Origin of the sequence: Aggregatibacter kilianii (assembly GCF_003129965.1) — a bacterium.
GTDB classification, from domain to species: domain Bacteria; phylum Pseudomonadota; class Gammaproteobacteria; order Enterobacterales; family Pasteurellaceae; genus Aggregatibacter; species Aggregatibacter kilianii_A.
This window is the reverse complement of sequence record NZ_NRCJ01000001.1, coordinates 227,092-252,508: the sequence shown is the minus strand read 5'-3', so window position 1 is coordinate 252,508 and position 25,417 is coordinate 227,092. Positions and strand designations below refer to the sequence as shown.

General features: G+C 46.1%; 26 protein-coding genes. 9 read left to right on the top strand and 17 right to left on the bottom strand.

What is annotated here, in order from left to right; all coding sequences use genetic code 11:
- The 3 genes from citE to citC form a co-directional block, all read right to left on the bottom strand.
- Entirely contained in the window at positions 1-876 is an 876-nt protein-coding gene (gene citE, locus DK430_RS01110) for a citrate (pro-3S)-lyase subunit beta (RefSeq protein WP_162616794.1), read from the bottom strand.
- The gene (gene citD / locus DK430_RS01105) at positions 873-1,160 is read right to left on the bottom strand and encodes a citrate lyase acyl carrier protein (RefSeq protein ID WP_109077275.1); all 288 of its coding nucleotides are present in this window, start codon (positions 1,158-1,160) and stop codon (positions 873-875) included. Before citD ends, citE begins: the two co-directional genes overlap by 4 nt.
- Positions 1,161-1,320: 160 nt before the next feature.
- A complete protein-coding gene (citC, locus tag DK430_RS01100; protein WP_109077274.1) occupies positions 1,321-2,328 on the bottom strand; it encodes a [citrate (pro-3S)-lyase] ligase in 1,008 nt (335 codons plus the stop codon).
- A gap of 245 nt (positions 2,329-2,573) precedes the next feature.
- On the opposite strand from citC, the gene corC reads away from it, so the two are divergent.
- Positions 2,574-3,470, top strand: a complete 897-nt coding sequence (gene corC, locus DK430_RS01095) for a CNNM family magnesium/cobalt transport protein CorC (RefSeq protein ID WP_109077339.1) — start codon at positions 2,574-2,576, stop codon at positions 3,468-3,470.
- 154 nt (positions 3,471-3,624) lie between these two features.
- Positions 3,625-5,169 carry an apolipoprotein N-acyltransferase gene (lnt, locus tag DK430_RS01090; RefSeq protein WP_109077273.1) on the top strand — a complete coding sequence of 515 codons (1,545 nt, stop codon included), beginning with the start codon at positions 3,625-3,627 and terminating at the stop codon, positions 5,167-5,169.
- A 60-nt stretch (positions 5,170-5,229) separates the two neighbouring features.
- On the opposite strand, the gene infA is transcribed toward lnt, so the two are convergent.
- Complete coding sequence (infA, locus tag DK430_RS01085; protein WP_013746899.1) at positions 5,230-5,448, bottom strand: translation initiation factor IF-1; 219 nt, start codon at positions 5,446-5,448, stop codon at positions 5,230-5,232.
- A gap of 222 nt (positions 5,449-5,670) precedes the next feature.
- Here infA and pepB point away from each other — a divergent pair, with 222 nt between their 5' ends.
- From pepB to DK430_RS01060, 5 genes are all read left to right on the top strand, one after another.
- Positions 5,671-6,972 carry an aminopeptidase PepB gene (gene pepB / locus DK430_RS01080; protein WP_479745921.1) on the top strand — a complete coding sequence of 434 codons (1,302 nt, stop codon included), beginning with the start codon at positions 5,671-5,673 and terminating at the stop codon, positions 6,970-6,972.
- A gap of 10 nt (positions 6,973-6,982) precedes the next feature.
- Positions 6,983-7,408: a nucleoside-diphosphate kinase gene (gene ndk, locus DK430_RS01075; RefSeq protein ID WP_109077271.1), complete on the top strand. Its 426-nt coding sequence runs from the start codon at positions 6,983-6,985 to the stop codon at positions 7,406-7,408.
- Positions 7,409-7,629: 221 nt separating this feature from the next.
- Positions 7,630-8,757 (top strand): family 20 glycosylhydrolase, encoded by a 1,128-nt coding sequence (locus tag DK430_RS01070; RefSeq protein ID WP_429696954.1) that lies wholly within the window; start codon positions 7,630-7,632, stop codon positions 8,755-8,757.
- A 122-nt stretch (positions 8,758-8,879) separates the two neighbouring features.
- Positions 8,880-9,779 carry a helix-turn-helix transcriptional regulator gene (locus tag DK430_RS01065; RefSeq protein ID WP_109077269.1) on the top strand — a complete coding sequence of 300 codons (900 nt, stop codon included), beginning with the start codon at positions 8,880-8,882 and terminating at the stop codon, positions 9,777-9,779.
- Between the two features lie 63 nt (positions 9,780-9,842).
- Entirely contained in the window at positions 9,843-10,457 is a 615-nt protein-coding gene (locus tag DK430_RS01060; RefSeq protein ID WP_109077268.1) for a GyrI-like domain-containing protein, read from the top strand.
- Between the two features lie 229 nt (positions 10,458-10,686).
- Here DK430_RS01060 and apbC read toward each other — a convergent pair whose 3' ends face one another.
- Complete coding sequence (gene apbC / locus DK430_RS01055) at positions 10,687-11,799, bottom strand: iron-sulfur cluster carrier protein ApbC (protein WP_109077267.1); 1,113 nt, start codon at positions 11,797-11,799, stop codon at positions 10,687-10,689.
- Positions 11,800-11,971: 172 nt separating this feature from the next.
- Here apbC and metG point away from each other — a divergent pair, with 172 nt between their 5' ends.
- Positions 11,972-14,113: a methionine--tRNA ligase gene (metG, locus tag DK430_RS01050; protein ID WP_109077266.1), complete on the top strand. Its 2,142-nt coding sequence runs from the start codon at positions 11,972-11,974 to the stop codon at positions 14,111-14,113.
- Between the two features lie 119 nt (positions 14,114-14,232).
- On the opposite strand, the gene iscX is transcribed toward metG, so the two are convergent.
- The 10 genes from iscX to trmJ all read right to left on the bottom strand — a co-directional run bounded on the left by iscX (position 14,233) and on the right by trmJ (position 21,087).
- A complete protein-coding gene (gene iscX / locus DK430_RS01045) occupies positions 14,233-14,427 on the bottom strand; it encodes a Fe-S cluster assembly protein IscX (protein WP_109077265.1) in 195 nt (64 codons plus the stop codon).
- Entirely contained in the window at positions 14,427-14,768 is a 342-nt protein-coding gene (gene fdx, locus DK430_RS01040; RefSeq protein ID WP_109077264.1) for an ISC system 2Fe-2S type ferredoxin, read from the bottom strand. The genes iscX and fdx overlap by 1 nt, the downstream gene beginning before the upstream one ends.
- An 11-nt stretch (positions 14,769-14,779) precedes the next feature.
- Positions 14,780-16,639, bottom strand: a complete 1,860-nt coding sequence (gene hscA, locus DK430_RS01035; RefSeq protein WP_109077263.1) for a Fe-S protein assembly chaperone HscA — start codon at positions 16,637-16,639, stop codon at positions 14,780-14,782.
- Positions 16,640-16,660: 21 nt separating this feature from the next.
- Positions 16,661-17,182 carry a Fe-S protein assembly co-chaperone HscB gene (gene hscB / locus DK430_RS01030; protein WP_109077262.1) on the bottom strand — a complete coding sequence of 174 codons (522 nt, stop codon included), beginning with the start codon at positions 17,180-17,182 and terminating at the stop codon, positions 16,661-16,663.
- A gap of 11 nt (positions 17,183-17,193) precedes the next feature.
- Complete coding sequence (gene iscA / locus DK430_RS01025) at positions 17,194-17,517, bottom strand: iron-sulfur cluster assembly protein IscA (RefSeq protein WP_109077261.1); 324 nt, start codon at positions 17,515-17,517, stop codon at positions 17,194-17,196.
- Positions 17,518-17,558: 41 nt separating this feature from the next.
- Complete coding sequence (locus DK430_RS01020) at positions 17,559-18,011, bottom strand: hypothetical protein (RefSeq protein WP_109077260.1); 453 nt, start codon at positions 18,009-18,011, stop codon at positions 17,559-17,561.
- A gap of 85 nt (positions 18,012-18,096) precedes the next feature.
- Positions 18,097-18,480, bottom strand: a complete 384-nt coding sequence (iscU, locus tag DK430_RS01015; RefSeq protein WP_109077259.1) for a Fe-S cluster assembly scaffold IscU — start codon at positions 18,478-18,480, stop codon at positions 18,097-18,099.
- A gap of 58 nt (positions 18,481-18,538) precedes the next feature.
- The gene (locus DK430_RS01010; RefSeq protein WP_109077258.1) at positions 18,539-19,753 is read right to left on the bottom strand and encodes an IscS subfamily cysteine desulfurase; all 1,215 of its coding nucleotides are present in this window, start codon (positions 19,751-19,753) and stop codon (positions 18,539-18,541) included.
- 58 nt (positions 19,754-19,811) lie between these two features.
- Positions 19,812-20,285, bottom strand: a complete 474-nt coding sequence (iscR, locus tag DK430_RS01005; protein ID WP_109077257.1) for a Fe-S cluster assembly transcriptional regulator IscR — start codon at positions 20,283-20,285, stop codon at positions 19,812-19,814.
- Between the two features lie 67 nt (positions 20,286-20,352).
- The gene (trmJ, locus tag DK430_RS01000; protein WP_109077256.1) at positions 20,353-21,087 is read right to left on the bottom strand and encodes a tRNA (cytosine(32)/uridine(32)-2'-O)-methyltransferase TrmJ; all 735 of its coding nucleotides are present in this window, start codon (positions 21,085-21,087) and stop codon (positions 20,353-20,355) included.
- A gap of 150 nt (positions 21,088-21,237) precedes the next feature.
- Between trmJ and suhB the strand changes: the two genes are divergently transcribed.
- Positions 21,238-22,038 carry an inositol-1-monophosphatase gene (gene suhB / locus DK430_RS00995; RefSeq protein WP_109077255.1) on the top strand — a complete coding sequence of 267 codons (801 nt, stop codon included), beginning with the start codon at positions 21,238-21,240 and terminating at the stop codon, positions 22,036-22,038.
- A 51-nt stretch (positions 22,039-22,089) separates the two neighbouring features.
- On the opposite strand, the gene DK430_RS00990 is transcribed toward suhB, so the two are convergent.
- Complete coding sequence (locus tag DK430_RS00990; RefSeq protein ID WP_109077254.1) at positions 22,090-24,204, bottom strand: YdgA family protein; 2,115 nt, start codon at positions 24,202-24,204, stop codon at positions 22,090-22,092.
- A 163-nt stretch (positions 24,205-24,367) separates the two neighbouring features.
- The gene (gene fbpC, locus DK430_RS00985) at positions 24,368-25,414 is read right to left on the bottom strand and encodes a ferric ABC transporter ATP-binding protein (RefSeq protein WP_109077253.1); all 1,047 of its coding nucleotides are present in this window, start codon (positions 25,412-25,414) and stop codon (positions 24,368-24,370) included.
- Positions 25,415-25,417: the final 3 nt, after the last annotated feature.

Genomic DNA, 25,417 nt, shown 5'->3' with positions numbered 1-25,417 from the left:
TTACTCTTCACGAATGCCTGATTTCGCGCGTTCTAACACGAGTTTCGCACGATCAATAATAGGCGCATCAATCATTTTGCCGTTTAATGAAACTACACCGGAACCTTGTCTTTCCGCTTCTTCCGCCGCTTCGATAATGCGTTTTGCCTGATCTACATCTTTTTGTGTCGGCGCAAACAGGTTGTGCAACAATTCGATTTGACGCGGATTGATCAGGGATTTGCCGTCAAAGCCGAGCTGTTTAATTAACGCCGCTTCGTTTAAGAAACCTTCTTCGTTGTTGGCGTTGGAATACACGGTGTCAAAGGCTTGAATGCCGGCTGCACGCGCTGCCTGCAAAATGGAACAACGGGCGAAAAGCAATTCGATGCCTTCCGGTGAGCGTTCGGTTTTCAGGTTACGCACATAGTCTTCCGCACCTAGAGCGATGCCGATTAACCGTTTGGAGGCGGTGGCGATTTGGTTTGCTTGCGTGATACCTAATGGTGATTCGATGGCGGCGAGCATTTTGGTGGAGCCCACTTCACGTCCGCAGGCTTTTTCGATTTCGGTGATTTCGCGATCCATATCGATTACATCCTGTGCGGTTTCGGTTTTCGGCATCCGCACGACATCCACCCCGGCGCGCACTACAGCGTTTAAATCCGCCACGCCGAACTCGGAATCCAGCGGATTGACCCGCACCACGGTTTCGATTTCTTTATAGAGCGGATGTTGCAAGGCGTGCGCCACCAATAAACGGGCGCTGTCTTTTTCTTTCAATGCCACCGCATCTTCCAGGTCAAACATGATGGAGTCCGGTTTATAAATAAAACTGTTACTTAACATTGCCGCATTTGAACCCGGCACGAACAGCATACTTCTTCTTAATTTCATAGCACCGCCTCCCAGTTAATATTTTCATCTGTAGCACGTAACACTGCCGCTTTCACCCGTGCCTGCAACACGCAATCCAGCGCGCCTTTGTCTTCAATAATCACTTGCGCCGCCGTCACGTTCAATTTGTTTAACACCGCGCGCACGGTGGCGTCGATTTGCTCGCCGAATTGCTTGGCAACGGAGCTGTTGATTTCAATATCCAAGGTATCAAAAGGCTGGATCCGCACTTGCGCGTCACTGGATTCCAGCGTGCCGGCAACGGCTGCTTTGGTTATCTTCATAGGTTTTTCCTTCTATTGAGTGATAGTTAAAAAACTTTTGCTTGGCTCCCACCCGTTTACGGGGGGAGCTGGGCGAAGCCCTGAGGGGGAGGAAGCCCCCTTCCGCCCTTCGGGCACCTTCCCCCGCAAGCAGGGGAAGGAAAGAATTGCTAAAACGCCCTCAAAAACGACCGCACTTTTGCAAATAATCCAACGTCGTGGTCGGTACCAAATCCGCCAATGCCGTCCAATTTTTTTCAACGAGCAATTTTCTGACGAGAGAAGCGGAAATGGCTTGCCCGTTCACGGTCTTACGCGGAATTTCGATGACCTCGATGTTCGGTGCATCCATGTCGGCTTCCATCAGCCAGTGGAACATTTGGCGGTTGTATTCCGCCGTGACGGCGCAGGTCGGTTCGGTGCCCACAAAGCGTCGGTTGATGCCCAGTGCGGGAGCGATATAACGGCGGAATAATTTTAAATCTACGGCAAAATAGCTGTCGTCGGTAACTTTTTGGTCTTTTAGGAAATAATCGGGAAAGGTAGCTCGGGAAATAATGTAATCGGAGCCGGAATGAAGAGTAATATTATTTAAATCGGCAATGCCTTGTCGGATAAGTGAAAAACGTGCTTCATAAGAAAACTGCGAGGCATCTTCGCCTACGGCAAATAAATGCAAATGATCGCACTGTTGCAACGCCTGTTCGATCAAATACCGATGCCCCAAGGTGAACGGGTTGGCATTCATGACGATAGCGCCGATGTGTTTCCCCGGCACCCGCATGGCGCGCCATTTTTCGCATTGTTTTTGTAGGCGGGTGGCGCTGTTTTCCAGCAGCACGACATAAGGATAAGCATCGGAGATAGTGTAGAAGCCACAGGCGTTGAAGAGTTTTTCGTATTCGGGTTTGGTGTAAATAAAGAGGTGAGGACGATTGAGTTCGTAGGCGAGATTGACTAATTCGGTACCAAGCTGCAAGGCGACACCGTTGCCGCGTTGGGATTCGTCGATGGCGACGCATTTGATGATGTTGCCCGCCAATCCTCCGCAGACGACGATGTTTTGATTTTCGTCGTAGCCCACGATGAAATACTCGATTTGCGCATCCAGCCCCAGTTCGTTTTTGGCTAAAAAGGCTCGGATGGCGCCAAGATCTTTGTGCGACGTTGCGATTCGCTCAAACTGCATTTTGCCCTCCGATAAAAAACGAAAAAAGTGGGCGTATTTTACTTGAGTTTAACCGTTTTTGCTAACACAAAAGGAGTATTGTTGATTTTGCTCAATTTTATTTTGATTTTCTTTTTTAAGGCGGATTTTGTGACGCAACACAAAATTCACGGAAAAAAACGACCGCACTTTGCGCTTCCTTTTGCGCTTTCACGGCAAATATGATACTTTTCGCCTGTCAATCCGACGGTAATATTTTTAATTTTATGAACGAAGAACACTCGACCAACCAAGCTGAAGTTACTAAAAAATCTTTCTTCCAATCCCTTTTCGGACGTTTCTTTCAAGGCGAGCTTAAAAATCGCGACGATTTAGTGGAAGTGATCCGAGATTCCGAACAAAACGATTTAATCGACCAAAATACCCGTGAAATGATTGAAGGCGTGATGGAAATCGCCGAATTGCGCGTGCGTGACATTATGATCCCGCGCTCTCAAATCGTGTTCATCGAAACCGATCAGGATTTGGATTCCTGTTTGGATACCATCATCGAGTCCGCCCACTCCCGTTTCCCGGTGATTGCCGACGCTGACGATCGCGATAATATCGTGGGGATTTTGCATGCCAAGGATTTGTTGAAATACCTGCGCGCCAATGCGGAAGAATTTAATCTGTTGAACATGATTCGCCCGACGATGATCGTGCCGGAAAGCAAGCGCGTGGACAGAATGTTGAAAGACTTCCGTTCCGAACGCTTCCACATGGCGATTGTGGTGGATGAATTCGGCGCGGTGTCGGGCTTGGTGACCATTGAAGATGTGTTGGAACAGATCGTCGGAGACATTGAAGACGAATTTGATGAAGAAGAGGTGGCGGATATTCGTCAACTTTCACGCCACACTTACGCCGTGCGGGCATTAACCGACATTGAAGATTTCAATCAACAATTTAATACCCGATTCGCTGACGAAGAAGTAGACACCATCGGCGGTTTGGTGATGCAGGCATTCGGTTATTTGCCGAAACGCGGCGAAGAAATCACATTGGAAAATTTACAGTTTAAAGTCACCTCCGCCGACAGCCGCCGTATTATCCAACTCCGCGTCACCGTCCCGGACGAGCATTTGCCGGAGATGGAGAAAGAGGAAGCGGTTGCAGAATAGATTTATTGACGGCGTGCATTTTCCAATGCGCACCTCAAATATCTCTTTTTAGGGAAAGCTTAACGATGGCGCGCGTCTCCCGACGCGTGCCGTTTCTTTCATTAAATAACGAAAAATTAGGAGTTTGCGTCGCGAAACGCTCGCCATCCCTTTTATGAACAAATACTTAACTTATCTCATCGCCATCATTTCCGGCATTATCGGCGTTTTCGCCTTTGCGCCCTTTAATTATTGGGCGTTGTCCTACGTTTCCCTGTTCGGTTTGATTTGGGTGGTGAAAACGCCGCAAAAATCCACCGCACTTTTGTCCGCCTTTTTATGGGGCTTGAGCTTTTTCACCTTTGGTGTGAACTGGTTGCACGTCAGCATTCACCAATTCGGCGGTGCGCCTTTGGCGGTGAGCTATTTTCTGGTGGTCTTGCTGGCGGCGTATTTGTCTTTGTATCCGCTTCTGTTCGCCTATTTAGTGCGCCGTTTGCAGGTGCAACGGGCGGTGCTTTTCCCCGTGTTGTGGACTTTTACCGAATTCCTACGCGGTTGGATTTTTACCGGTTTTCCTTGGTTGCAATTCGGCTATACGCAAATGGACAGCCCTTTTGTCGGCATTGCGCCGATCTTCGGTGTCACGGGCTTAACCTTCTTCGTAATGTTCATAAGTGTGGTCGTTTTTAACGGCGTTTCTGCGTTGCTGAATCCGCCGAGAAAAGTCAATGTCGCTGTGGCAAATGCGCTGATTTTGGCGGTCATCGGCAGCGTTGCGGCTTATACCTCGCAAATTAACTACGTGAAAGAAAATCCCGAAAAAGCCCTGAATGTGACGTTGGTGCAAGGCAATATCGAGCAAAATCTGAAATGGGATCCGAATTATTTATATCAAACCATGGAAAATTACGGACGATTAATCGGCGCGAATCTGGGCAAAACGGATTTGATTATCCTGCCGGAAGCAGCGTTTCCGATCTATGAAAATGACATTCAGCCGTTTTTCCAATCTCTGCAATCGTTGGCGGAAAAAGCCGGTACGGAAGTGATGATAGGGACGATTTATCAGGACGAAGGCGTCGGCAAATTGCTGAACTCTATTGTCGTTTTAGGTGATAAAAGCGCACCTTACCATATGCAAACCGCCAATCGTTATAGCAAACATCATCTCGTGCCTTTCGGCGAATATGTGCCGTTGGAAAGTATTCTGCGCCCGCTCGGCTCGGTGTTTAATTTGCCGATGTCCGCCTTCCAAAGCGGCGAGGCGGTGCAACAACCGTTAAAGGCGAAAAAACTGAATTTCACGGCGGCGATTTGTTACGAGATTATTCTCGGCGCGCAGTTACAACAAAATCTCACGACAAACAGCGATTTTATCGTTACCGTTTCCAACGATGCCTGGTTCGGCAATTCCATCGGCCCGTGGCAACATTTGCAAATGGCGCAAATGCGTGCGCTGGAGTTCGGCAAGCCGGTGATTCGCGCCACCAATACCGGCGTGACGGCATTTATTGACGCGCAGGGCAAGATCGTGGCGCAGGCGCCGCAATTTGTGGAAACGACGTTAAGCCATAACATCGCGCCGACAACAGGCAAAACGCCATATAGCGTGTTTGGCGATGTGCCGTTATATGTTTTAAGTGCGGTATTTTTCTTGCTGCATTTTGTAGGTATGTGGCTTCAGCGGGTGATGCTAAGAAAGGTGAGAAAAGACTAAACGCTAAAAACAAAAACACCGGAAGTTATCCGGTGTTTTTTTGTGCTATTAAACCTGAAATTAACGGCTGCGGAAAACGATGCGGCCTTTGCTTAAATCGTAAGGGGTCATTTCCACGGTGACTTTATCACCGGTTAAAATACGAATGTAGTTTTTGCGCATTTTGCCGGAAATGTGAGCGGTTACCACATGACCGTTTTCCAACTCAACGCGAAACATGGTGTTTGGCAAGGTTTCTAAAATTGTACCCTGCATTTCAATGGAATCTTCTTTTGCCATTTGATCCTCTAAAATAATTAATCGTTTTTCCGCCGGCTTCCGTTGGCGGAATCTTGTACAAAAAGTCGGTGCGGATTATACCGTTTTTGTTGATGGCAAGAAAGTTTTTTAAACAGGAAGCCCGCAGGAATCGGTTTTTTCTTTGATTGATGGTGAGAAATGCCGTTAAAACTGATATATTACAAACGATTATCATCCATTCCAAAGGGAGACATTATGTCTATGCAAATTTGGCTTTCGAACCAACCGGCGTCCGCCGCATGGGGCGAAAAAGCATTAATTAGTTTCAACGAAGATAAAGCCACGATTCATTTAACCGATTTTTCCGACCGCACTTCTGTGCAAAAAGCCGCCCGCAAATTACAAAATCAGGGCATTTCCGATGTTTCTCTAAGCGGAGAACATTGGCAATTGGAAAGCTGTTGGGCGTTTTATCAAGGTTTTTACAACGCCAAAAAGCGTTTTAAACTTCACTTTCCGACTTTATCCGAACAAGCACAACAAGAATTGAATCATCGCATTCAATGCAGTGATTTCGTGCGTGAAATCATTAACTTACCTGCCGCCATTTTAACCCCGGAAGAGCTTGCCCAACGCGCCGCGAAGTTTATCGGTCAAACGGCGGAGCAACAGGGCAAACAAAGTGCGGTCGGTTTTTCCATCGTTTCTCGTGAGGAACTGCTTGAACGCGGCTATCACGGCTTATGGCAGGTGGGCAAAGGCTCGCAAAATCTGCCGGCGATGTTGCAGTTGGATTTCAACCCGACGGGCAACGCGGACGCACCGGTGTTGGCGTGTTTGGTGGGCAAAGGGATTACTTTCGATAGCGGCGGTTACAGCATTAAACCGAGCGACGGCATGAGCACCATGCGTACCGACATGGGCGGCGCGGCGTTATTGACGGGCGCCTTGGGCTTGGCGATTTTGAGCGGGTTACATCAACGGGTGAAATTATTCCTTTGCTGCGCGGAAAACTTGGTCAGCAGCCGCGCCTTCAAATTGGGCGACATTATTCAATATCGCAACGGCGTGACCGTGGAAATTCTCAACACTGACGCGGAAGGGCGCTTGGTGTTGGCGGACGGTTTAATCGACGCCGACGCGCAACAACCGCAATTTATCGTGGACTGCGCCACCTTAACGGGCGCGGCGAAAGTGGCGGTGGGCAACGATTATCATAGTGTATTATCGATGGATGATGCCTTGGTCGCCGATTTATTCCGTTCCGCCGAACAAGAGCAGGAGCCTTTCTGGCGCTTGCCGTTCGCCGAGTTCCATCGCGGACAAATTAAAACCGCCTTCGCCGACATCGCCAATACGGGCACGGTTCCCGTGGGCGCAGGCGCCAGTACCGCCACGGCATTTTTATCCTATTTCGTGAAAAATTATCAACAACATTGGCTACATATCGATTGCTCCGCCACTTATCGCAAAAGCCCGAGCGATTTATGGGCGACCGGCGCCACCGGCATCGGTGTGCAAACCCTTGCCAATTTGTTATTAGCTAAAGCCAATCAAGCATAAGAGGACATAAATGAGCTTACAACGAACCTTATCCATCATTAAACCGGACGCGGTGAAACGCAACTTAATCGGCGCGATTTTGGCGCGGTTTGAACAGCAAGGCTTTAAAGTGATCGCCGCAAAAATGGTGCATTTCACCCAAGAGCAAGCAGAAGGTTTTTACGCCGAACATCAGGGCAAACCGTTTTTTGCGCCTTTGGTAGAATACATGACGTCCGCGCCGGTGTTCGTCAGTGTGCTGGAAAAAGAAAACGCCGTGCAGGATTACCGCACGTTGATCGGCAGCACCAACCCGGAAACCGCCGCCGAAGGCACGATTCGTCGCGATTTTGCCTTAAGCCAACGGGAAAACTCCGTGCACGGCTCCGACAGCCCGGAAAGCGCCGCCCGCGAAATCGCTTATTTCTTCGTAAGTGATGAAATTTGTGATCATTAATATTTAAGCGTAAAAGCCATTTTGTGAAAACAGAATGGCTTTTTTGTTGTCATTACATAGACGGAAATGTCGCTTGGTGAGCTTGTGTAATACCTTCAATGACCGTCTTGATTAAAAAGTGCGGTCATTTTTTGCGATGTTTTTTGTATTCCTTCAACGATAAACGATGGCGCGCGTTTCCCAACGCGTGCCTTTAACAATAATTGATCACCATGACAAAAATGAAAAAAATCCTTTTCTTTATTTTATCCTTAGGGCTGCTTGGCGCCTTAACTTGTTGTGCGGAAATTAACGTCACGCAAAAAACAAGCGCCAAACAAAGCGGTTTAATGCTCGACATCGCCCGCCATTTTTATCCGCCGGAGGTGATCAAATCCTTTATTGACACCATCAGCCTTTCCGGCGGCACATTTTTGCATTTGCATTTTTCCGATCATGAAAACTACGCCATAGAAAGCCGTTTGCTCAATCAACGGGCGGAAAATGCCGTGCAGGGTAAAGACGGGATCTACATTAATCCTTATACCAACAAACCTTTCCTGACCTATCAGCAGCTTGACGACATCAAAGCCTATGCCAAGACCAAGGGCATTGAGCTGGTTCCAGAACTGGACAGCCCGAATCACATGACGGCGATTTTTAAGCTGTTACAAAAAGAAAGAGGCGAGCTGTACTTGCAAAGTCTGAAATCTCCGCAGGCGGAGGACGAAATTAGTATTACCAATCCCGACAGCATTGCGTTCATGGAATCGCTGTTTGACGAAGTGATTGAAACCTTTGGTGACAGCAAGCACGTTCATATCGGCGGTGATGAATTTGGTTATGATGAGGAGAGTAATCATGAATTTATTACCTATGCCAACCGACTGTCCGATTTTTTAGCGCAAAAAGGGCGGAAAACCCGAATGTGGAACGACGGCTTAATTAAAAGCACCTTTGAGCGACTCAACCCGAACATTGAAATCACCTATTGGAGCTATGACGGCGACACGCAAGACAAGCGCGAAGCCACCAAGCGCCGTGATATGCGCGTCAGCCTACCGGAATTACTGGCAAAAGGCTTTACCGTGTTGAACTACAATTCTTATTATCTTTACATCAACCCGAAAGCCTCCTCCACCTTGCCGCAAGACACCGCGTTTGCCACAAAAGACCTTTTAACCAATTGGGATCTTGGCGTGTGGGACGGACAGAATACGCAAAACCGCGTGCAAAACGCCCATGACATCGCCGGCGCGGCACTATCCATTTGGGGTGAAGATGCCAAAAGCCTGAAAAGCGAAACAATCCAGAAAGATACGAAAGGTTTATTAGAGGCGGTGATTCGGAAGACGAACGGGGACAAGTGAAAAACGTTTGGAAAGATGACCGCACTTTGATAGCGGATAGCGCGCGTCTCCCGACGCGTGCTGAATTTTAAACAGGGCACGCGTCGGGAAAGGCACACCAGCGATGGAGAAATATTCTTGCTATGAAAGATACCAGACTATTTAGGATGCTGTATTACATCTTAGAAAAAGGCAAAGTTACAGCACATGAACTTGCAGATAAATTTGAGGTATCAATTAGAACGATTTATAGAGATATAGATTCTATAAGTAGCGCCGGTATTCCAATCTATGCTATTCAAGGGAAAGGTGGTGGAATAGAGATTGCTCAAGAGTTTATTTTAAGCAAATCTTTACTGAGCCAAAATGAAAAAACACAAATAATGGCAGCTCTTCAGAGTTTTGAGAATACAAGTAAATTATATGAAGATGAGCTGCTAACGAAGTTATCCGCGCTTTTCAAGATAAAAAATCAAAATTGGATAGAAATTGATTTCAATAATTGGCAAAACAGCGAGATATATGAGAAAACCTTTAATGCATTAAAGTCTGCTATTTTAAATAGAAATATTATTTCTTTTTTATACTTCGGTACTAATCAAGAAAAATTATACCGAACAGTAAAGCCTGTCCGCTTACTATTCAAAGGTCAAGATTGGTATTTATATGCTTTTTGTTTACTAAGAAATGATTTTCGATATTTCAAGCTTTCACGAATTAAAAATTTAGAAATACTATCATTACATTTTGAAGACAATTTTAATGATATAAATCTGAAAAAAGACATAAAATCTGATGACAGGGTACGCATAAAAGTGAAGTTTGAGCGTAATGTTGCATTTAGAGTGTATGATGAAATTCATGAAGAGATTACGGAAGATGATGAAGGGAATTTATACACAGAAATAGAAATGCCCAGTGACTATACACTCTATAGCTATATATTTTCATTTGGAGACAGTGCAGAAATATTAGAACCTGAAGAGATTCGAATCAGGATTAAAGAAGTAGCAAATAAAATAGCAGAAAAATATAAAACATGACAAATGGTGTCAAGTTTTCTCTCCTATAATGACGTCAGTAAAGTTACAGAGGAGAAAAGTAAAATGAAGTACGAATGGAAAAAAATTGAGAAAAATCTTTATGGTGTGAAACAAAAACCTGAACTTATCGCTGTGCCGAGCCAAAACTTTATCATGATACAGGGCTCAGGTAATCCTAATGAAGCAGATTTTTCAGACAGAGTATCAGCTCTGTATTCACTTGCTTATTCAATTAAAATGCTATTCAAATCCATTATGAAAAATGAATCTGATGATGTCATTAAAGATTTTTCGGTGTATCCGTTAGAAGGTATTTGGGAAAAAGCTGAAGGGGAAGTGTTAGATAAAGATAAGCTGAAATATACACTTATGATTAAGCAGCCTGATTTTATTACACAGGAAATATTTATAAATGCACTTGAGAACATTCAAAAGAAAAAGCTAAACGCGTTATATGATGAGATAAATTTTGGTTGTATAAATGATGGTAAAGCAATTCAAATATTACATGTCGGAAGCTATGATAATGAACCTATTTCTTTTGAAAAAATGAATGAATTAACAAAGGAGTTGGGATTGGTTAGAACTAATTGTTCTCATAGAGAAATATATTTAAGTAATAAAAACAAAACAGCGGAAGCTAAGTTGAAAACAATTTTAAGATATTCTGTGAGATAAAAAGAAATGTGTGTTCACTCTTGATAGCGTCAGCTTCACAGCGTGTGCTTGTAGTCTATTGATGTTAAAAGGCACGCGTTGGGAAACGCGCGCCATCATGATTATGGGAAAGACATAAAGTCTGTCCCTACGAAAATTCTCCATTGATAATGGGGTGATACCAAAAGTGCGGTCGGTTTAAAAAACGTTTTTCAAACCAACCGCACTTTTTATTTTTCCATCCTGATTTTTAATTCACTTCACGGAACATAATTTCGCTCGGGATCACGGAGCCTTGCCAGTAAAGTTCGCTTGCCACTTTTTCCGCCAGTTGCAGGAAACTGTGGGCGATTTCGCTATCCGGGGCGGCGATGACGGTGGGTTCGCCGCGATCCAAGTCTTGACGCAGGCGGATGTGCAGCGGTTGTTGACCTAATACTTTGATGTTGTATTTATCCGCAATGCGTGCGGCGCCGCCGGTGCCGAAAATGGCTTCTTGATGACCGCAGTTGCTGCAAATGTGCATGGACATATTTTCCACAATGCCCAACACCGGCACGGAAACCCGTTCAAACATGGCGATACCTTTCACCGCGTCCAGTAAAGCGATGTCTTGCGGTGTGGTGACGACAACGGCGCCCGTTACCGGAATTTGTTGGGACAGGGTGAGTTGGATGTCACCGGTGCCCGGAGGCATATCGATCACAAGATAATCCAAATCAGGCCACAGCGTTTCCTGCAATAATTGACTTAACGCGCTACTTGCCATTGGGCCGCGCCAAATGGTGGCGTTGTCTTCGTCCATCAAAAAGCCGATGGAGTTGGCGTATAACCCGTGCGCTTGGATTGGTGTGATGTGTTTGTTATCGGGCGAAGTCGGGCGTTGGTGCGGCGCGCCGAGCATATGCGGAATGGACGGGCCGTAAATATCCGCGTCTAAAATCCCCACGCGTGCGCCTTGTTGTTGCAGGGCGATGGCAAGGTTTACGGAAATGGTGGATTTGCCCACGCCGCCCTTGCCGGAGCTCACGGCGATAATGTTTTTCACGCCTTTCACCGCCGGGTGATTGTTGGCGCGTTTGAGGGTGGCGATTTGGTAGTTAAGCTGCCATTTCACGTTTTCCGCGCCCGCCGCCTGTTTTAACGGCTCGGTCAAGGCGGTTTTTAGTTCTGCAAAGGCGGTGTTCCAAGCAAAGGGCATGGTAAGCTCAATGCGCAAGGTGTCGCCACCTTTTTCAACTTTTTTCAATGTGTTAAGGAAAATGAGATCTTTTTGTAGGGTAGGGTGTTGAAAATCTTTGAATAACCGAACAATGTGTTCCTTTTGTTGTTCCGTTAAATTGTCTGAAAATAACGTCGCCATAATGCCGTCCTTTCTAATGTGGTAAATTCGTTGGCTATATTTAATCACGCCTGCTTTTATCTGTTAAGTTAAAAATGCCTAAACCATGATTAAACTAGAAAAAATACCCTCAATAAGGTAACATAAGCGCCAATTTTTTCTCCGTTTCCTACGAATTTTTAAGGTCAATATTATGTCGAATTCCAAGCGTAAAATTTTAGTTACCTGTGCTTTGCCGTATGCCAACGGTCCGATTCATTTGGGTCACATGCTTGAGCACATCCAAGCGGATATTTGGGTGCGTTTTCAAAGAATGCGCGGCAACGAAATTCACTTTGTGTGCGCCGATGACGCCCACGGCACGCCGATTATGTTAAAAGCTGACCAAATGGGCATTACGCCGGAGCAATTAATCGACGACGTGCGTCAAAAACACATGGCGGATTTTGCCGGTTTTAACATCAGTTTTGATAATTACCATTCCACCCACAGCGAAGAAAATCGCGAGTTGTCGGAAGCCATTTACCATAAATTAAAAGCCAACGGTTTTATTAAAAGCCGCACGATCTCTCAATTATACGACCCGGAAAAAGGTATGTTCCTGCCTGATCGTTTCGTGAAAGGCACTTGCCCGAAATGTAAATCGCCCGACCAATACGGCGACAACTGTGAAGTGTGCGCGGCAACCTACAGCCCGACGGAACTGATTAATCCGCGTTCCGTCGTGTCCGGTGCCACACCGGTGATGAAAGATTCCGAGCATTTCTTCTTTGATTTGCCAAGTTTTGAAGGCATGTTGAAAAATTGGTTGGGCGCCGGCGCCTTGCAATCGGAAGTGGTTAACAAAATGCAGGAATGGTTTGAAGCCGGTCTGCAACAATGGGATATTTCCCGTGACGCACCGTATTTCGGCTTCCAAATCCCGAATGCGGAAGGCAAATATTTCTATGTCTGGCTGGACGCGCCTATCGGCTACATGGCGTCTTTCAAGAATCTGTGCAAACGCGAAAGCCACATTGATTTCGACAGTTTCTGGCGCAAAGACAGCGATGCGGAACTGTATCACTTCATCGGCAAAGACATCATGTATTTCCACAGCCTATTCTGGCCGGCAATGTTGGAAGGCGCAGAGTTGCGCAAACCGAGCAACATCTTCGTGCACGGTTATGTAACGGTGAACGGTGAAAAAATGTCGAAATCCCGAGGCACGTTCATTCAGGCGGCAACCTATTTGAAACACCTGGATCCGGAATGTTTACGTTATTACTATGCGGCAAAACTGGGCAATCGTATTGACGATTTGGATTTGAATTTGGACGATTTCGTGCAACGCGTGAATACGGATTTGGTGAATAAACTGGTGAATTTGGCTTCCCGCAACGCCGGCTTTATCCAAAAACGTTTTGACGGCAAATTGGCGGCGACGTTAGACGATCAAACTTTATTCGACGAATTTACCGCACAATCGGCGCAAATCGCCGCCTATTATGAAAATCGTGAATTCGGCAAAGCTATTCGCGAAATCATGGCATTAACCGATAAAGCCAATAAATACATCGACGACAAAGCCCCTTGGGTGATTGCAAAAGAAGAAGGCAAAGAGGCGGAACTGCAAGCAGTGTGTTCTATGGGGATTCAGTTATTCCGCGTGCTCATGGGCTATTTAAAACCGGTATTACCGAAACTGGCGGAGCGGGCGGAAGCTTTCCTGCAATCGGAATTAACTTGGGCAAATTTAGCGCAGCCGTTGTTAAACCACCAAATCGCACCATTCAAAGCCTTATTCTCCCGCTTAGAGGCCAAACAAATCGAAGCCATGATTGAGGCGTCTAAAGCGGAAAATGCACAAGTAAACGCTGCGCCTGCCACAAAAAGTGCGGTTAAAAAAAGCAACGCTTTTTCAACGTTGGCTTCGCCAACGGCCCCTTCAGGGGTGAATAAGCGAACGAGTGAGCTTATGAATAAAAATTCAAGTGAATCTGCGGGTGGCGTTGAGCCTATTGCCGAAACCATCACCATTGATGATTTCGCGAAATTGGATTTACGCGTAGCGAAAGTATTGAAATGCGAAGCCGTGCCGGAATCCAACAAATTATTGCGCTTTGAATTGGATTTAGGCGATCACACACGCCAAGTGTTCTCCGGCATTAAAGCCGCTTATGACAAACCGGAAGAACTGGAAGGTCGCTTTGTGATTATGGTGGCGAACCTTGCTCCGCGTAAAATGAAATTCGGTGTGTCCGAAGGCATGATTTTGAGTGCGGGAACCGGCGGTGCCGATTTATTCTTGTTGTCTGCCGACGAAGGCGTGACGGCGGGAATGCAGGTGAAGTAGATATTATAAAATGTAGGGGCGGGTCCTGTGCCCGCCCATGGCATCCTGTTGAAATTAGGGCGGGCACAGGACCCGCCCCTACGTATAGACAAAGTGCGGTTGTTTTCCCGAGCGAATTTCTACTCGTACTCTTCCAACCACTTCAGCAAAATGGCTTCTAAAATCGGTTCGTTAGATTTTTGCGGATCGTCGTCGAAATCCTCCAGTTCACAAATCCAACGGTGCAGATCGGTAAAGCGCACGGTTTTCGGATCCAGTTCCGGATTATTGTCATACAAGGCTTCGGCAATTTGCTGGGTGTCGCTCCATTTCATTAATGTGCCGCCTCGTTTGCGTGATTGATGTTATATTTCGGGATTTCCACCACCAAGTCTTCGTCGCCGATGATACATTGGCAGGATAAACGGCTGTCCATTTCCAAGCCCCAGGCTTTGTCTAACATATCTTCTTCCTGATCGCTCGGTTCGTTTAAAGAATCGCCGCCTTCACGCACTACCACATGACAGGTGGTGCAGGCGCAGGAACCGTCGCAGGCGTGGTGGATTTCCACCCCGGCGTTATGGGCGACGTCTAATAAATTGTCACCGGCGGCGGCGTCAACCACCATGCCTTCCGGGCAAAATTCTTCATTGGGTAAAAAAATCACTTTTGGCATACTAAACTTCCTTACTTTCCTACAATATCTTCAACGGATTGCCCCGCTAAGGCGGCTCGAATGGATTTATCCATGCGGCGTGCGGCAAAATCCTGGGTTGCCAGATCTAATGCTTTGATCCCTTGTTTAATGGCAAGGGAATCGTCCTGTTGTTTTAACTGTTCCAACGAAATAATCGCGTTTTTGACCGCACTTAATTCGTCGTCATCTAATAAATCGTAATCCTGCGCAAGCGCCGAGCGTACGCTTTCCAGTACGCGTTCCGCTTCTACCCGTTGTTCCGCCAATAAGCGAGCCTGAATGTCTTCTTTGGCGTTTTCCATGGAGGCTTTTAACATATTGGCGATTTCATCGTCCGTTAAACCGTAAGAGGGTTTCACCTGAATGGAGGATTGCACGCCGGTGGTTTTTTCCATGGCGGTGACGCTTAATAAACCGTCTGCATCCACTTGATAGGTGACACGAACGTGCGCCGCGCCGGCGGCCATCGGCGGAATGCCGCGCAAGGTGAAACGGGCGAGGGAGCGACAGTCGGCGACCATTTCCCGTTCCCCTTGCACAATGTGTACCGACATGGCGGTTTGTCCGTCTTTGAAGGTGGTAAATTCCTGCGCGCGCGCCACGGGAATGGTGGTGTTACGCGGAATGATTTTTTCCACCAAGCCACCCATGGTTTCAATGCCGAGGGAGAGCGGGATGACGTCCAATAATAATAAATCGGAATCCGGTTTGTTGCCGGCGAGAATATCCGCTTGAATGGCTGCGCCAAGTGCGACGACTTTATCAGGATCGATAGACGTTAGCGGTTGTTTTTGGAAAAATTCGCCCACTTGTTCACGCACATAAGGCACGCGGGTGGAACCGCCCACCATCACCACTTCATGCACCTCTTCCGCTTCCACACCGGCATCTTTTAAGGCGCGGCGGCAGGCTAACAAGGAGCGTTTCACCAACGGCTGAATCAGTTCGTTAAATTGCTCGCGGGTAATGTTGCCGAGCCAGTTACGGTAATGAATTGGCGCTTCTGTTGTATTGGTGAGTTTTAGCTTAATTTGATTGGCTAACTCGATAAGCTCACGGTATTGGCTGTCGTTTTCCGGTTTTACCGCTGATTGTTCGATAATCCAATCCGCTAATAATAAATCGAAATCATCGCCTCCCAATGCGGTGTCACCGCCGGTCGCCAGCACTTCAAATACGCCACGGGAAAGGCGCAAAATGGAAATATCAAAGGTGCCGCCGCCTAAGTCATACACTGCGATTACGCCTTCTTGTCCGCTGTCCAAGCCGTAAGCGATGGCTGCGGCGGTGGGCTCGTTGAGTAAACGCAGTACATTTAAACCGGCAAGTTTCGCCGCGTCTTTGGTGCTTTGGCGTTGTGCGTCGTCAAAATAGGCGGGCACGGTAATTACTGCGCCAACCAAACTTCCGCCTAAGCGTTGTTCGCCAAGTGCGGTCAATTTTTTCAGTATTTCTGCGGAGATTTCAATGGGGCTTCGGGTGCCTTGTGCCGTTTGCAATAAAGGCAAACCGTTTTCGCTGGCGATAAATTGATAAGGTAAATTCGGATAACGTTGTTGAATGTCCGCCAAACTGCGACCGATTAAACGTTTGACGGAAATTACGGTATTTTGCGGATCTTGTGCCGCAAGTTCGGCAGCTTCATAGCCCACAATAATGTTGTCATCGGCACTGAAATGCACGACGGACGGCAACAGCGGTCGATCTTGTTGATCGGATAAAATTTCGCTGTGACCGTTACGCACGGAGGCGATGAGGGAATTGGTGGTGCCGAGATCGATGCCTACCGCTAATTTATGTTGGTGCGGTGCGGCGCTTTGACCGGGCTCTGCAATTTGAAGTAATGCCATGTAATATCTCGATATTCTTTATTATAGATCCAATAAATGTTCTTCAACCCGCTCAATTTCGGCTTGGAGTTTTTGAATAAACCGGAGTTTATCCGTAATCGCCCGCGCCGTTTGCCATTGTTGCTCATCAAGTGCGGTGGATAATTCCGTTAAAATGCCGTTGCGGGTTTGGGCAATCTCTTTGCCGAATGCGGTCAGTTCGTCGCTGTTTTTGTTATTTTCGATATTTTCCAGCGTTTCCCGCCATTCCAGTTGCTGCATTAAAAAGCTCACATCGTGCGTGCTTTTTTCTTCTACGTTTTCTGTTTCACCGGTGTTAATGTTGATAATACTGTCGGCGCGTGCGATGGGATCCTTTAAAATTCGCAAGGCATCGTTAATTTCCGCCGATTTTTGCATGGCAAGACGTTGGTCTTGAGCGGACGCGGCGGAAAAATTATCCGGATGAAGGGATTTTTGTAACGCCAGATAACGTTCGTTTAATAATGCGGAATCCACCTGAAACGCAACGGGTAAATCAAATAAAGCAAAAGGATTGTTCATCATTGTCTCGATTACACGTTAAAACTTTCACCGCAACCGCATTCGTCTTTCACGTTCGGGTTGGCGAATTTAAAACCTTCGTTTAAGCCTTCTTTGGCGAAATCCAGTTGAGTGCCGTCTAAATAAACCAGACTTTTGGTGTCCACGATGACTTTCACGCCATGTTGCTCAAACACCTGATCGTCTTCGTTTAACGTGTCCACAAATTCCAGCATATAGGATAAGCCGGAACAGCCGGAGGTTTTGATACCTAAACGTAATCCGATCCCTTTCCCACGTTTTTCTAAAAATGTTTTCACGCGATTTGCCGCGCTTTCGGTTAATGTGACTGACATAATCATTCCTCTGATATTTCTAAGTAAACGTGCAGTCGTTTTTATTGATCAAATAACTTAAATCCTACAAGACCAACGATAAAAGACGAATAAGTCAATAATACGCTGCAAATTGTCGCATGTAGCCAAGATTTTTGAATAAATTGCGGCTTAAATAGTGCCGGAAAAATAGAAACGAAACCGGCAGCAAGACTCCATACAAGATAAATTGCCCACATTGCCGATCCGCCTTTAGGATCGCCGCTAGTGACTGACCAATAAGCGAAAAGCATGAAAAGCGCTGTGATCGCTAACGCCGAACCGGTTACCGCCGCAGCACGAACCCGTGTATAAAAAATGGTCGCAACAAACAGACAACCCCAGTAATACAGTAAATTCAGAAAGGTTAATTCTAATTCGCCAAAAAATGACGGTGTGACATAGACGGTATAAATCAGCGGAACCAAAATACCGATCAACACCGCAGCAATGGCAAATTTCTTTTCTGTGGTCATTTTTATTATTTTATAACGGATAAGTGCGGTGGATTTTCACGGCGTTTTAAAAAACACTCGGAAAAACGACCGCACTTTTATCGTATTAAGAACCTTTTTTCGCTTTGTAATCGGCGATGGCGGCTTTAATGGCGTCTTCCGCTAAAATAGAGCAGTGCACTTTTACCGGCGGTAATTCCAGTTCTTCGGCGATTTGGCTGTTTTTGATGGCGCCCGCTTCTTCCAAGGATTTGCCTTTCACCCATTCGGTGATTAAGGAGCTGGAGGCGATGGCGGAGCCGCAGCCGTAAGTTTTGAATTTGGCGTCTTCAATAATGCCGTCGTCGTTCACGCGGATTTGTAATTGCATGACATCGCCGCATGCCGGTGCGCCCACCATGCCGGTGCCGACGGCACTGTCTTTTTTGTCCATAGAACCCACGTTACGCGGGTTTTCATAATGATCGATAACTTTGTCGCTGTATGCCATTTTTCTGTTCCTTTCCTAAAATAATGAGCTTATCGGGCGGATTCCATCGCCCGTCGAATTAGTGGGCTGACCACTCAATGGTGTTTAAGTCGATGCCTTCTTTGAACATATCCCAAAGCGGGGATAAGGCGCGTAATTTTTCCACCGCGCCTTTCATCAGGCTGATGGTGTAGTCGATTTCTTCTTCGGTGGTGAAACGACCTAAGGTGAAACGGATGGAACTGTGTGCCAATTCGTCGTTACGACCTAAAGCGCGCAATACATAAGACGGCTCAAGGCTGGCGGAGGTACAGGCGGAGCCGGAAGAGACCGCGATGTCACGCAATGCCATCATCAAGGATTCACCTTCCACATAGTTGAAACTGATGTTGAGGTTGTTGGCGACGCGATGTTCCATAGAGCCGTTCACATAGGTTTCTTCAATGTCTTTTAGGCCGTTGTACAGGCAATCGCGCAAGGCTTTAATGCGCGGAATTTCCGTTGCCATTTCTTCTTTGGCAATACGATAGGCTTCGCCCATGCCGACGATTTGGTGCACCGGTAATGTACCGGAACGCATGCCGCGCTCATGACCGCCGCCGTGAATGATGGCCTCTAAACGAATGCGCGGTTTACGGCGAACATATAAGGCACCGATGCCTTTCGGCCCGTATAATTTGTGGCTGGACATGGACATTAAATCCACCGGCAATTCGGCAAGGTTGATGTCCACTTTACCTACGCTTTGGGTGGCGTCTACATGGAAAATGGTTTTGTTAGCACGGCATAATTCGCCGAGGGCTTTGATGTCCTGAATCACGCCGATTTCGTTATTGACGTGCATGATGGAGGCTAAAATCGTATCCGGACGCAACGCCGCTTTGAATTTTTCCAAGTCGATTAAACCGTCGGACTCCGGTTCCAAATAAGTGACTTCAAAACCTTCGCGTTCTAATTGACGGCAGGTATCAAGCACGGCTTTGTGTTCGGTTTTGCAAGTGATAATGTGCTTACCCTTGGTTTGGTAAAAATGCGCTGCGCCTTTGATGGCGAGGTTGTCGGATTCCGTGGCGCCGGAGGTAAACACGATTTCGCGAGAATCGGCACCGATTAAATCGGCGATTTGATTACGCGCGACATCAACCGCTTCTTCCGCTTGCCAGCCGAATTTATGGGAACGGGAAGCCGGGTTGCCGAAAACGCCGTCGATGGTGAGGTATTCCATCATTTTTTTCGCTACGCGCTCATCAACCGGGCAGGTTGCCGCATAATCTAAATAAATGGGTAATTTCATTTTCACTCCTAAATAAATAGTCATATTTTCGACCGCACTTTGTATATTGTGTCGGTCGTTAGCCGTTCATCACGACTAAATTTTCAAAATCCTGATGTTTTGTATGAGAGGCGACGCCACGTTGTCTGTCTTTTTGTTGGATAACCAACTCTTCTAACGTAATGTCATTTAAGAAATCTTCAATGCGCTGGCTTAATTTTTCCCATAAGGAATGGGTCAGGCATTCGGAGCCGTTTTTGCAGTTGCCGCGACCAAGACAACCGGTGGTTTCAATATTTTCATTGACGGCGGAAATGATCATACCGATGGAAATTTCGCTCGGCGCAAAGCCTAGTTTGTAACCGCCGCCCGGCCCGCGCACGCTTTTTACCAGATTTTGGCGGCGCAGTTTGGCAAACAATTGTTCTAAATAAGATAAGGAAATATGTTGTCGTTCGGAAATATCAGACAAACTCACCGGCCCATCATTGGCGTAAAGAGCAATGTCCAAAATTGCGGTTACCGCATAACGACCTTTGGAGGTTAATTTCATCTTTTTGTGTTCCTAATAAAGTTATTACTGCCAAAATCTTTACATTGTTGACTTCTTTAGTCAACTATTATCCTTGTGAAGATTTTAGTTTTTTTTCGACCGCACTTAACACCCCAAGCAGAATATTCAGTTCTGTTTTTTCTATCCCTGTGCGACTATATAAACGTCGTAGCTTTTGCATAACACCTTGATTTTGAATGAAACCAAGTGATTGATAAAGCTGCTCCGTGTGGCTGAAAAAATATTCTAATTCCTGCATCGACGGATAAATATTCCCTTCATTGGACGTATTTTTCGTCGCTGATTCCGAATGATAGGCTAAATATGCCATTCTGACTTCATAAGCGATAAGTTGTACCGCCATGGCAAGATTGAGCGAGGCATATTCGGGGTTGGCAGGAATGGTCACATGATAGTGGCATTTGAGCAATTCTTCGTTGGTTAAGCCCACGCGTTCGCGACCAAACACAATGGCGACTTTTCCGTTTGCTGCATGGGTAACGGCTTTTTCACCGCATTCCCGAGGCTCAATGAGAGAATTTTGCAAATGGCGCAATCTGGCACTGGTGCCGATGACCAAAGAGCAATCGGCGACCGCTTGAGAAAAGCTCTTCACAACGACCGCACTTTTCACCACATCTTCCGCGCCGGCGGAAAGGGCGATTGCTTGCTCATCCACGCCTTGTTTCGGCGCAACCAACACCAAATCCGTTAAACCCATTGTTTTCATTGCCCGCGCGGCGGAACCGATGTTGCCGCTGTGCGAGGTTTCAATTAAAACAATCCGAATATTCTTTAACATTATTTTTATTATGTAATTTAAAACGCGGGCTATTCTACCATAATACCCCTTGCTTTTAGTCAACAATTCTAAAAATTTTTCTGATAGCTATTTCCTTCTAAACTGCTTATAATTTCATACCTGACTGTTCTTTAAAATCTGGTGGAATCTATGAATCCAATGTTAAATATCGCAATTCGTGCAGCACGAAAAGCGGGCAATATTATTGCGAAAAACTATGAGCGTCGTGACGATATCGAAACGATGGAAAAAAGTAAAAACGATTATGTGACGAATGTCGATAAAGCCTCCGAAGCGGCGATTATCGAGGTCATTAAAAAATCCTATCCCGAGCATACCATCATCACCGAAGAAAGCGGTGCGCTCGAAGGAAGCGATAATGATGTACAATGGGTCATTGATCCGCTGGATGGCACCACTAATTTCGTCAAAGGCTTACCGCACTTTGCCGTATCCATCGCTATTCGAGTCAAAGGTCGCACCGAAGTGGGTGTGGTCTATGATCCCATCTTGAACGAACTGTTTACTGCCGTACGCGGCGAAGGCGCAAAATTAAACGAATTACGTTTACGCGTTGAAAACAAACGTGACTTAAACGGTGCGATTTTAGCTACCGGCTTCCCGTTCAAACAAACCAAATACATGCCGATGCAATTCAATATGATGCAAAGCCTTATTACAGACGTAGCGGATTTCCGTCGCACCGGCTCCGCCGCGTTGGATCTTTGCTATGTGGCGGCAGGCCGTGTTGATGGTTATTTTGAATACGGTATCAAAGCTTGGGATGTCGCGGCGGGCGATTTAATCGTGCGTGAGGCGGGCGGTATCGTCAGTGATTTCAACGCCGGCCATGCTTATTTGAAATGCAGCCATATTGTTGCGGCTGCACCGCGTGTGTTAAAAGAGATCCTGAATAAAATCCAACCGCACATTGCCGAGGATTTAAAATAACATAAAAAAGGACCGCACTTTGTTGAAGTGCGGTTCTTTTCTTTGGCGTTTTTATTTCGTTGTTTTTTCCGTTGTGTTCGGTTCAACTGCGTCTTGTTTTTGAGTCTCTGATTGAGGATCAACCTGTTGCGGCGGCTGAGCCTCCTCCGATATCTCCTCTTGAGTCTCGCTTTCCTCCGTCCGGTTCAGTATCTCCTGCTGAATTTCTTCCTCGGTTTTGCCGTTGATAAACGTGCCTTTATCTGTTTTTTCCAGTTTAACGGCGTAGTTGTCTTTGTCTTCGGCGAAAATCGGCGAAAGTTTACCTTCCGGTTTGATGCTCATGCGTAGATATTGCCAGAACGGCGATTCATTTTTGATTTTCAGGCTTGCTTCGTTTGTGTCGTCGATTAAGTGCTTATCAAGCGCAAGGCTGAATGTGCCTTTCGTGTTTTTAGTGAAAACATCTAACTGCGTTAGGCTGTCTTTTTGTGGCGCAATTGCGCCTTGTACGCTTAGCTTAACGGGATAAGCCTTAGTTGCGGGATAGGTATTTAAATTAACCTCCAAGCTTGTATTCTTGGTCGTTAGATTGAGATTTTTCCACTGATTTTCTAAGGCGTTACGGAGAGTATCTTCTGTGAAGTAGGCATAACATAAAATGCCGTACATACTTGAACAGAACTGTGACTCGGCGAATTTTGCATAGTCTTTTAAAACAAGCGGCATGTCAATTTTGAAATCTTCCAGTTGCAACTGTGCTTCAGGCAGACTCAGTTTTTTCAAGGCAAAGGTTGAATTGCCGATATATTGCCCGTTTTCATCCTTCGTTTCGCTTTTCACTGCTAAGGACTCAAGGGCGGTGTCACCATAATTAAAAGATTGTAAGGTAATTTCCGAATAGCCGTTGCCGCTAGATTCTTTCGCCCATTTGTCTTTCAGTGTTAACAATGCCTTATTGTTTTCTTTCGGCGGGTTTTTTACCGCGAAGGAATCCAAATAAAAAGGGATAAACGCCAATTCATTTTCCAAATTGTAATCTTCTAAGTGATAAACAATTTTGGCGCCTTTTGCCTGCCATTGTTTGCTTTGGTCTTCCGGTGTTTGTTTCATACCGCCGACATTGAGCTGAAGATCAATATCGGCTTTGGTGAGATCTTCATTCGCCAGTTTGAGGCTAAAGGTCGTGTCGTTTAAATTGAAATAAGGTTTTTGATTTTTCGGCGCTTCAACGGATTTAACGGAAAGCGAACCGTTAAATGCCTGATTTTGTGTTAACACGGCAACCAAAAAACTCACTGCATTTTTGATACTTTGCGCATCACCAAGTTGTTTTCTAAATTCATCGGCAAAATTGACCGCACTTTGCACGCCTTTTTGCTCAATATTGAGCGACAAGCCGTTAATGGTGGTTTGGTTTTCCTCCGTGGTACGTTCTTTGTTGGCGATACGTAGTGCGTCACTGTTAAATTTAGTGGTTAAATCCCGTTGTTGCGCTTCTTCATCTTTTTTAACGTCAAACTGATATTTGGCGTTTTTAAGCTGAATTTTGGTATTTTCGCCGTTCATTAAATCCAATTCGGCATTTTTTGCATTCAATTCAAGGGACGAAATATCATATTGATTGTCGCCTACAGGAACAAACTTAAGCTGTCCGTTAATCTGTTCCAATTTACTGTTTTTATCGTAATTAAATCCGCTTAAGTTGGTTTTAATATTCACGTTTTTATTTTCCGCATTGAAATTCAAAGTAACGGAAAGGTTTTGTGGTTTATTGGTGAAATCGCGGAATTCGGTGAGCACGTCCGATTGCAGATAGTCGCCCACCGGTGAAAATTTGCTGTTAATAGTGTTTTTATCAATGGTGATATTGAGATTTTTGTTTAATTGACGCACCAACTGATCGGAAAGTTTGGACTCCGCCGTAATAAAAAACGGTAGGGCGGTGAGCTTGGTGGAAATCACATCGGTGTGTTTGCCGTCGCCATTTTCAAGGCTAAAGATTAAATCACGACTGAAAAAGTTGTTACCTGTTTCGGTGACATTAAGGCTAAGTTGGTTATCCAAAGAATAAGGGAATTTTTGTAAAACCCGATCTACTTGCTGATTAGTATAAATCTGCGCGCCACCACCAATGGCAACGATAATCGCAGCAAGGGTCAATGTGATTTTTTTCTTTTTGCTCATGTTGTCCTCAAGTTTGAATTTTATCGGTTCCCCAAAGGGGAACGCCTATGCCTAACCATGGGGAATTTATTACCCATGGCAGTTTCCAAAACGCCGTAAATAATAACCGCACTTTAATCTTTTGAATACAAAGTGCGGTTAAAATTTCAATTATTTTTAACTTTTATTCTTTTTTCAGCAGGAAAACCCCTTGTTCGGAAAGCTGAACATAGGCTTCTTGTGATGCCGGGTTGAACTGTTCAGGGCGGCAGTTAATCAGCAAATCTTTGCCGTGCCATTGCGCCACCACTTCCCAATGATTGCCCATATACACCGCACTTTTAATGGTGCAGCGTTGTGCCTCACTGCCGCTTTCATTCAGGTAAACCGCTTCCGGACGAATCCCGACCAAGCAATCGCCGTCCGGTAAATGAAATTGGGCGGCGTCTTTTAAGGTGATTTCGTAGCCGTCAATGTTAACCGTATTGCCTTGCAATTTCGCCGGGAAAATGCTGGATTCGCCCATGAAGTTGGCAAGAAACAGCGAGTTTGGGCGTTGATACAGATCTTTTGCCGGCGCTTTTTGCATGATTTTCCCTTTGTTCATCACGATAACTTCGTCGGACACCGCGAAGGCTTCCGTTTGGTCGTGGGTCACATAAAGAGAGGTAATCCCGAGGCTTTGTTGCAACTCACGGATTTTTTCCCGCATGGCACGGCGCAGGTTGGCATCCAAGTTACTCAACGGCTCATCGAACAATAGCACTTTCGGCTTTAATACCAGCGCACGCGCCAGCGCCACACGTTGTTGCTGACCGCCGGAGATTTGGTCCACATAGCGATCTTCAAACCCTGCCAAGTCAACCAATTCCAAGGCTTCTTTGACACGTTGTTTGCGCTCTTCCTTGCTTACGTTTTGCATACGCAAGCCGTAGCCCACGTTGTCGCCGATACTCATGTGCGGGAACAGGGCGTAAGACTGGAACACGATACAAATATCGCGGTTTTGAATGGAAGATTTGGTGACATCTTCGCCGTCAATGAAAATTTGACCGGAAGTCGGGTTTTCCAACCCCGCCACTAAACGCAAAACCGTGGTTTTACCGCAACCGGACGGGCCAAGCAGCGTCACCATGGTGCCGCGTTTAATGTTTAAATCCAAGTCATCAATCACGACAGATTTACCAAAGGCTTTGGTGACATTTTTTAATACTAAGAAATCATTACTCATATT

What these genes read in the sequence shown, in the direction of transcription:
- citE (WP_162616794.1), bottom strand. Translation starts at nt 876, where the DNA reads ATGAAATTAAGAAGAAGTATGCTGTTCGTGCCGGGTTCAAATGCGGCA.
- hscB (WP_109077262.1), bottom strand. Translation starts at nt 17,182, where the DNA reads ATGAACAATCCTTTTGCTTTATTTGATTTACCCGTTGCGTTTCAGGTG.
- pepB (WP_479745921.1), top strand. Translation starts at nt 5,671, where the DNA reads ATGCAAATTTGGCTTTCGAACCAACCGGCGTCCGCCGCATGGGGCGAA.
- DK430_RS01010 (WP_109077258.1), bottom strand. Translation starts at nt 19,753, where the DNA reads ATGAAATTACCCATTTATTTAGATTATGCGGCAACCTGCCCGGTTGAT.
- trmJ (WP_109077256.1), bottom strand. Translation starts at nt 21,087, where the DNA reads ATGTTAAAGAATATTCGGATTGTTTTAATTGAAACCTCGCACAGCGGC.
- iscX (WP_109077265.1), bottom strand. Translation starts at nt 14,427, where the DNA reads ATGAAATGGAGCGACACCCAGCAAATTGCCGAAGCCTTGTATGACAAT.
- iscR (WP_109077257.1), bottom strand. Translation starts at nt 20,285, where the DNA reads ATGAAATTAACCTCCAAAGGTCGTTATGCGGTAACCGCAATTTTGGAC.
- DK430_RS01060 (WP_109077268.1), top strand. Translation starts at nt 9,843, where the DNA reads ATGAAGTACGAATGGAAAAAAATTGAGAAAAATCTTTATGGTGTGAAA.
- ndk (WP_109077271.1), top strand. Translation starts at nt 6,983, where the DNA reads ATGAGCTTACAACGAACCTTATCCATCATTAAACCGGACGCGGTGAAA.
- metG (WP_109077266.1), top strand. Translation starts at nt 11,972, where the DNA reads ATGTCGAATTCCAAGCGTAAAATTTTAGTTACCTGTGCTTTGCCGTAT.
- DK430_RS01020 (WP_109077260.1), bottom strand. Translation starts at nt 18,011, where the DNA reads ATGACCACAGAAAAGAAATTTGCCATTGCTGCGGTGTTGATCGGTATT.
- infA (WP_013746899.1), bottom strand. Translation starts at nt 5,448, where the DNA reads ATGGCAAAAGAAGATTCCATTGAAATGCAGGGTACAATTTTAGAAACC.
- fdx (WP_109077264.1), bottom strand. Translation starts at nt 14,768, where the DNA reads ATGCCAAAAGTGATTTTTTTACCCAATGAAGAATTTTGCCCGGAAGGC.
- citC (WP_109077274.1), bottom strand. Translation starts at nt 2,328, where the DNA reads ATGCAGTTTGAGCGAATCGCAACGTCGCACAAAGATCTTGGCGCCATC.
- citD (WP_109077275.1), bottom strand. Translation starts at nt 1,160, where the DNA reads ATGAAGATAACCAAAGCAGCCGTTGCCGGCACGCTGGAATCCAGTGAC.
- lnt (WP_109077273.1), top strand. Translation starts at nt 3,625, where the DNA reads ATGAACAAATACTTAACTTATCTCATCGCCATCATTTCCGGCATTATC.
- fbpC (WP_109077253.1), bottom strand. Translation starts at nt 25,414, where the DNA reads ATGAGTAATGATTTCTTAGTATTAAAAAATGTCACCAAAGCCTTTGGT.
- DK430_RS01070 (WP_429696954.1), top strand. Translation starts at nt 7,630, where the DNA reads ATGAAAAAAATCCTTTTCTTTATTTTATCCTTAGGGCTGCTTGGCGCC.
- DK430_RS00990 (WP_109077254.1), bottom strand. Translation starts at nt 24,204, where the DNA reads ATGAGCAAAAAGAAAAAAATCACATTGACCCTTGCTGCGATTATCGTT.
- apbC (WP_109077267.1), bottom strand. Translation starts at nt 11,799, where the DNA reads ATGGCGACGTTATTTTCAGACAATTTAACGGAACAACAAAAGGAACAC.
- iscU (WP_109077259.1), bottom strand. Translation starts at nt 18,480, where the DNA reads ATGGCATACAGCGACAAAGTTATCGATCATTATGAAAACCCGCGTAAC.
- suhB (WP_109077255.1), top strand. Translation starts at nt 21,238, where the DNA reads ATGAATCCAATGTTAAATATCGCAATTCGTGCAGCACGAAAAGCGGGC.
- DK430_RS01065 (WP_109077269.1), top strand. Translation starts at nt 8,880, where the DNA reads ATGAAAGATACCAGACTATTTAGGATGCTGTATTACATCTTAGAAAAA.
- corC (WP_109077339.1), top strand. Translation starts at nt 2,574, where the DNA reads ATGAACGAAGAACACTCGACCAACCAAGCTGAAGTTACTAAAAAATCT.
- iscA (WP_109077261.1), bottom strand. Translation starts at nt 17,517, where the DNA reads ATGTCAGTCACATTAACCGAAAGCGCGGCAAATCGCGTGAAAACATTT.
- hscA (WP_109077263.1), bottom strand. Translation starts at nt 16,639, where the DNA reads ATGGCATTACTTCAAATTGCAGAGCCCGGTCAAAGCGCCGCACCGCAC.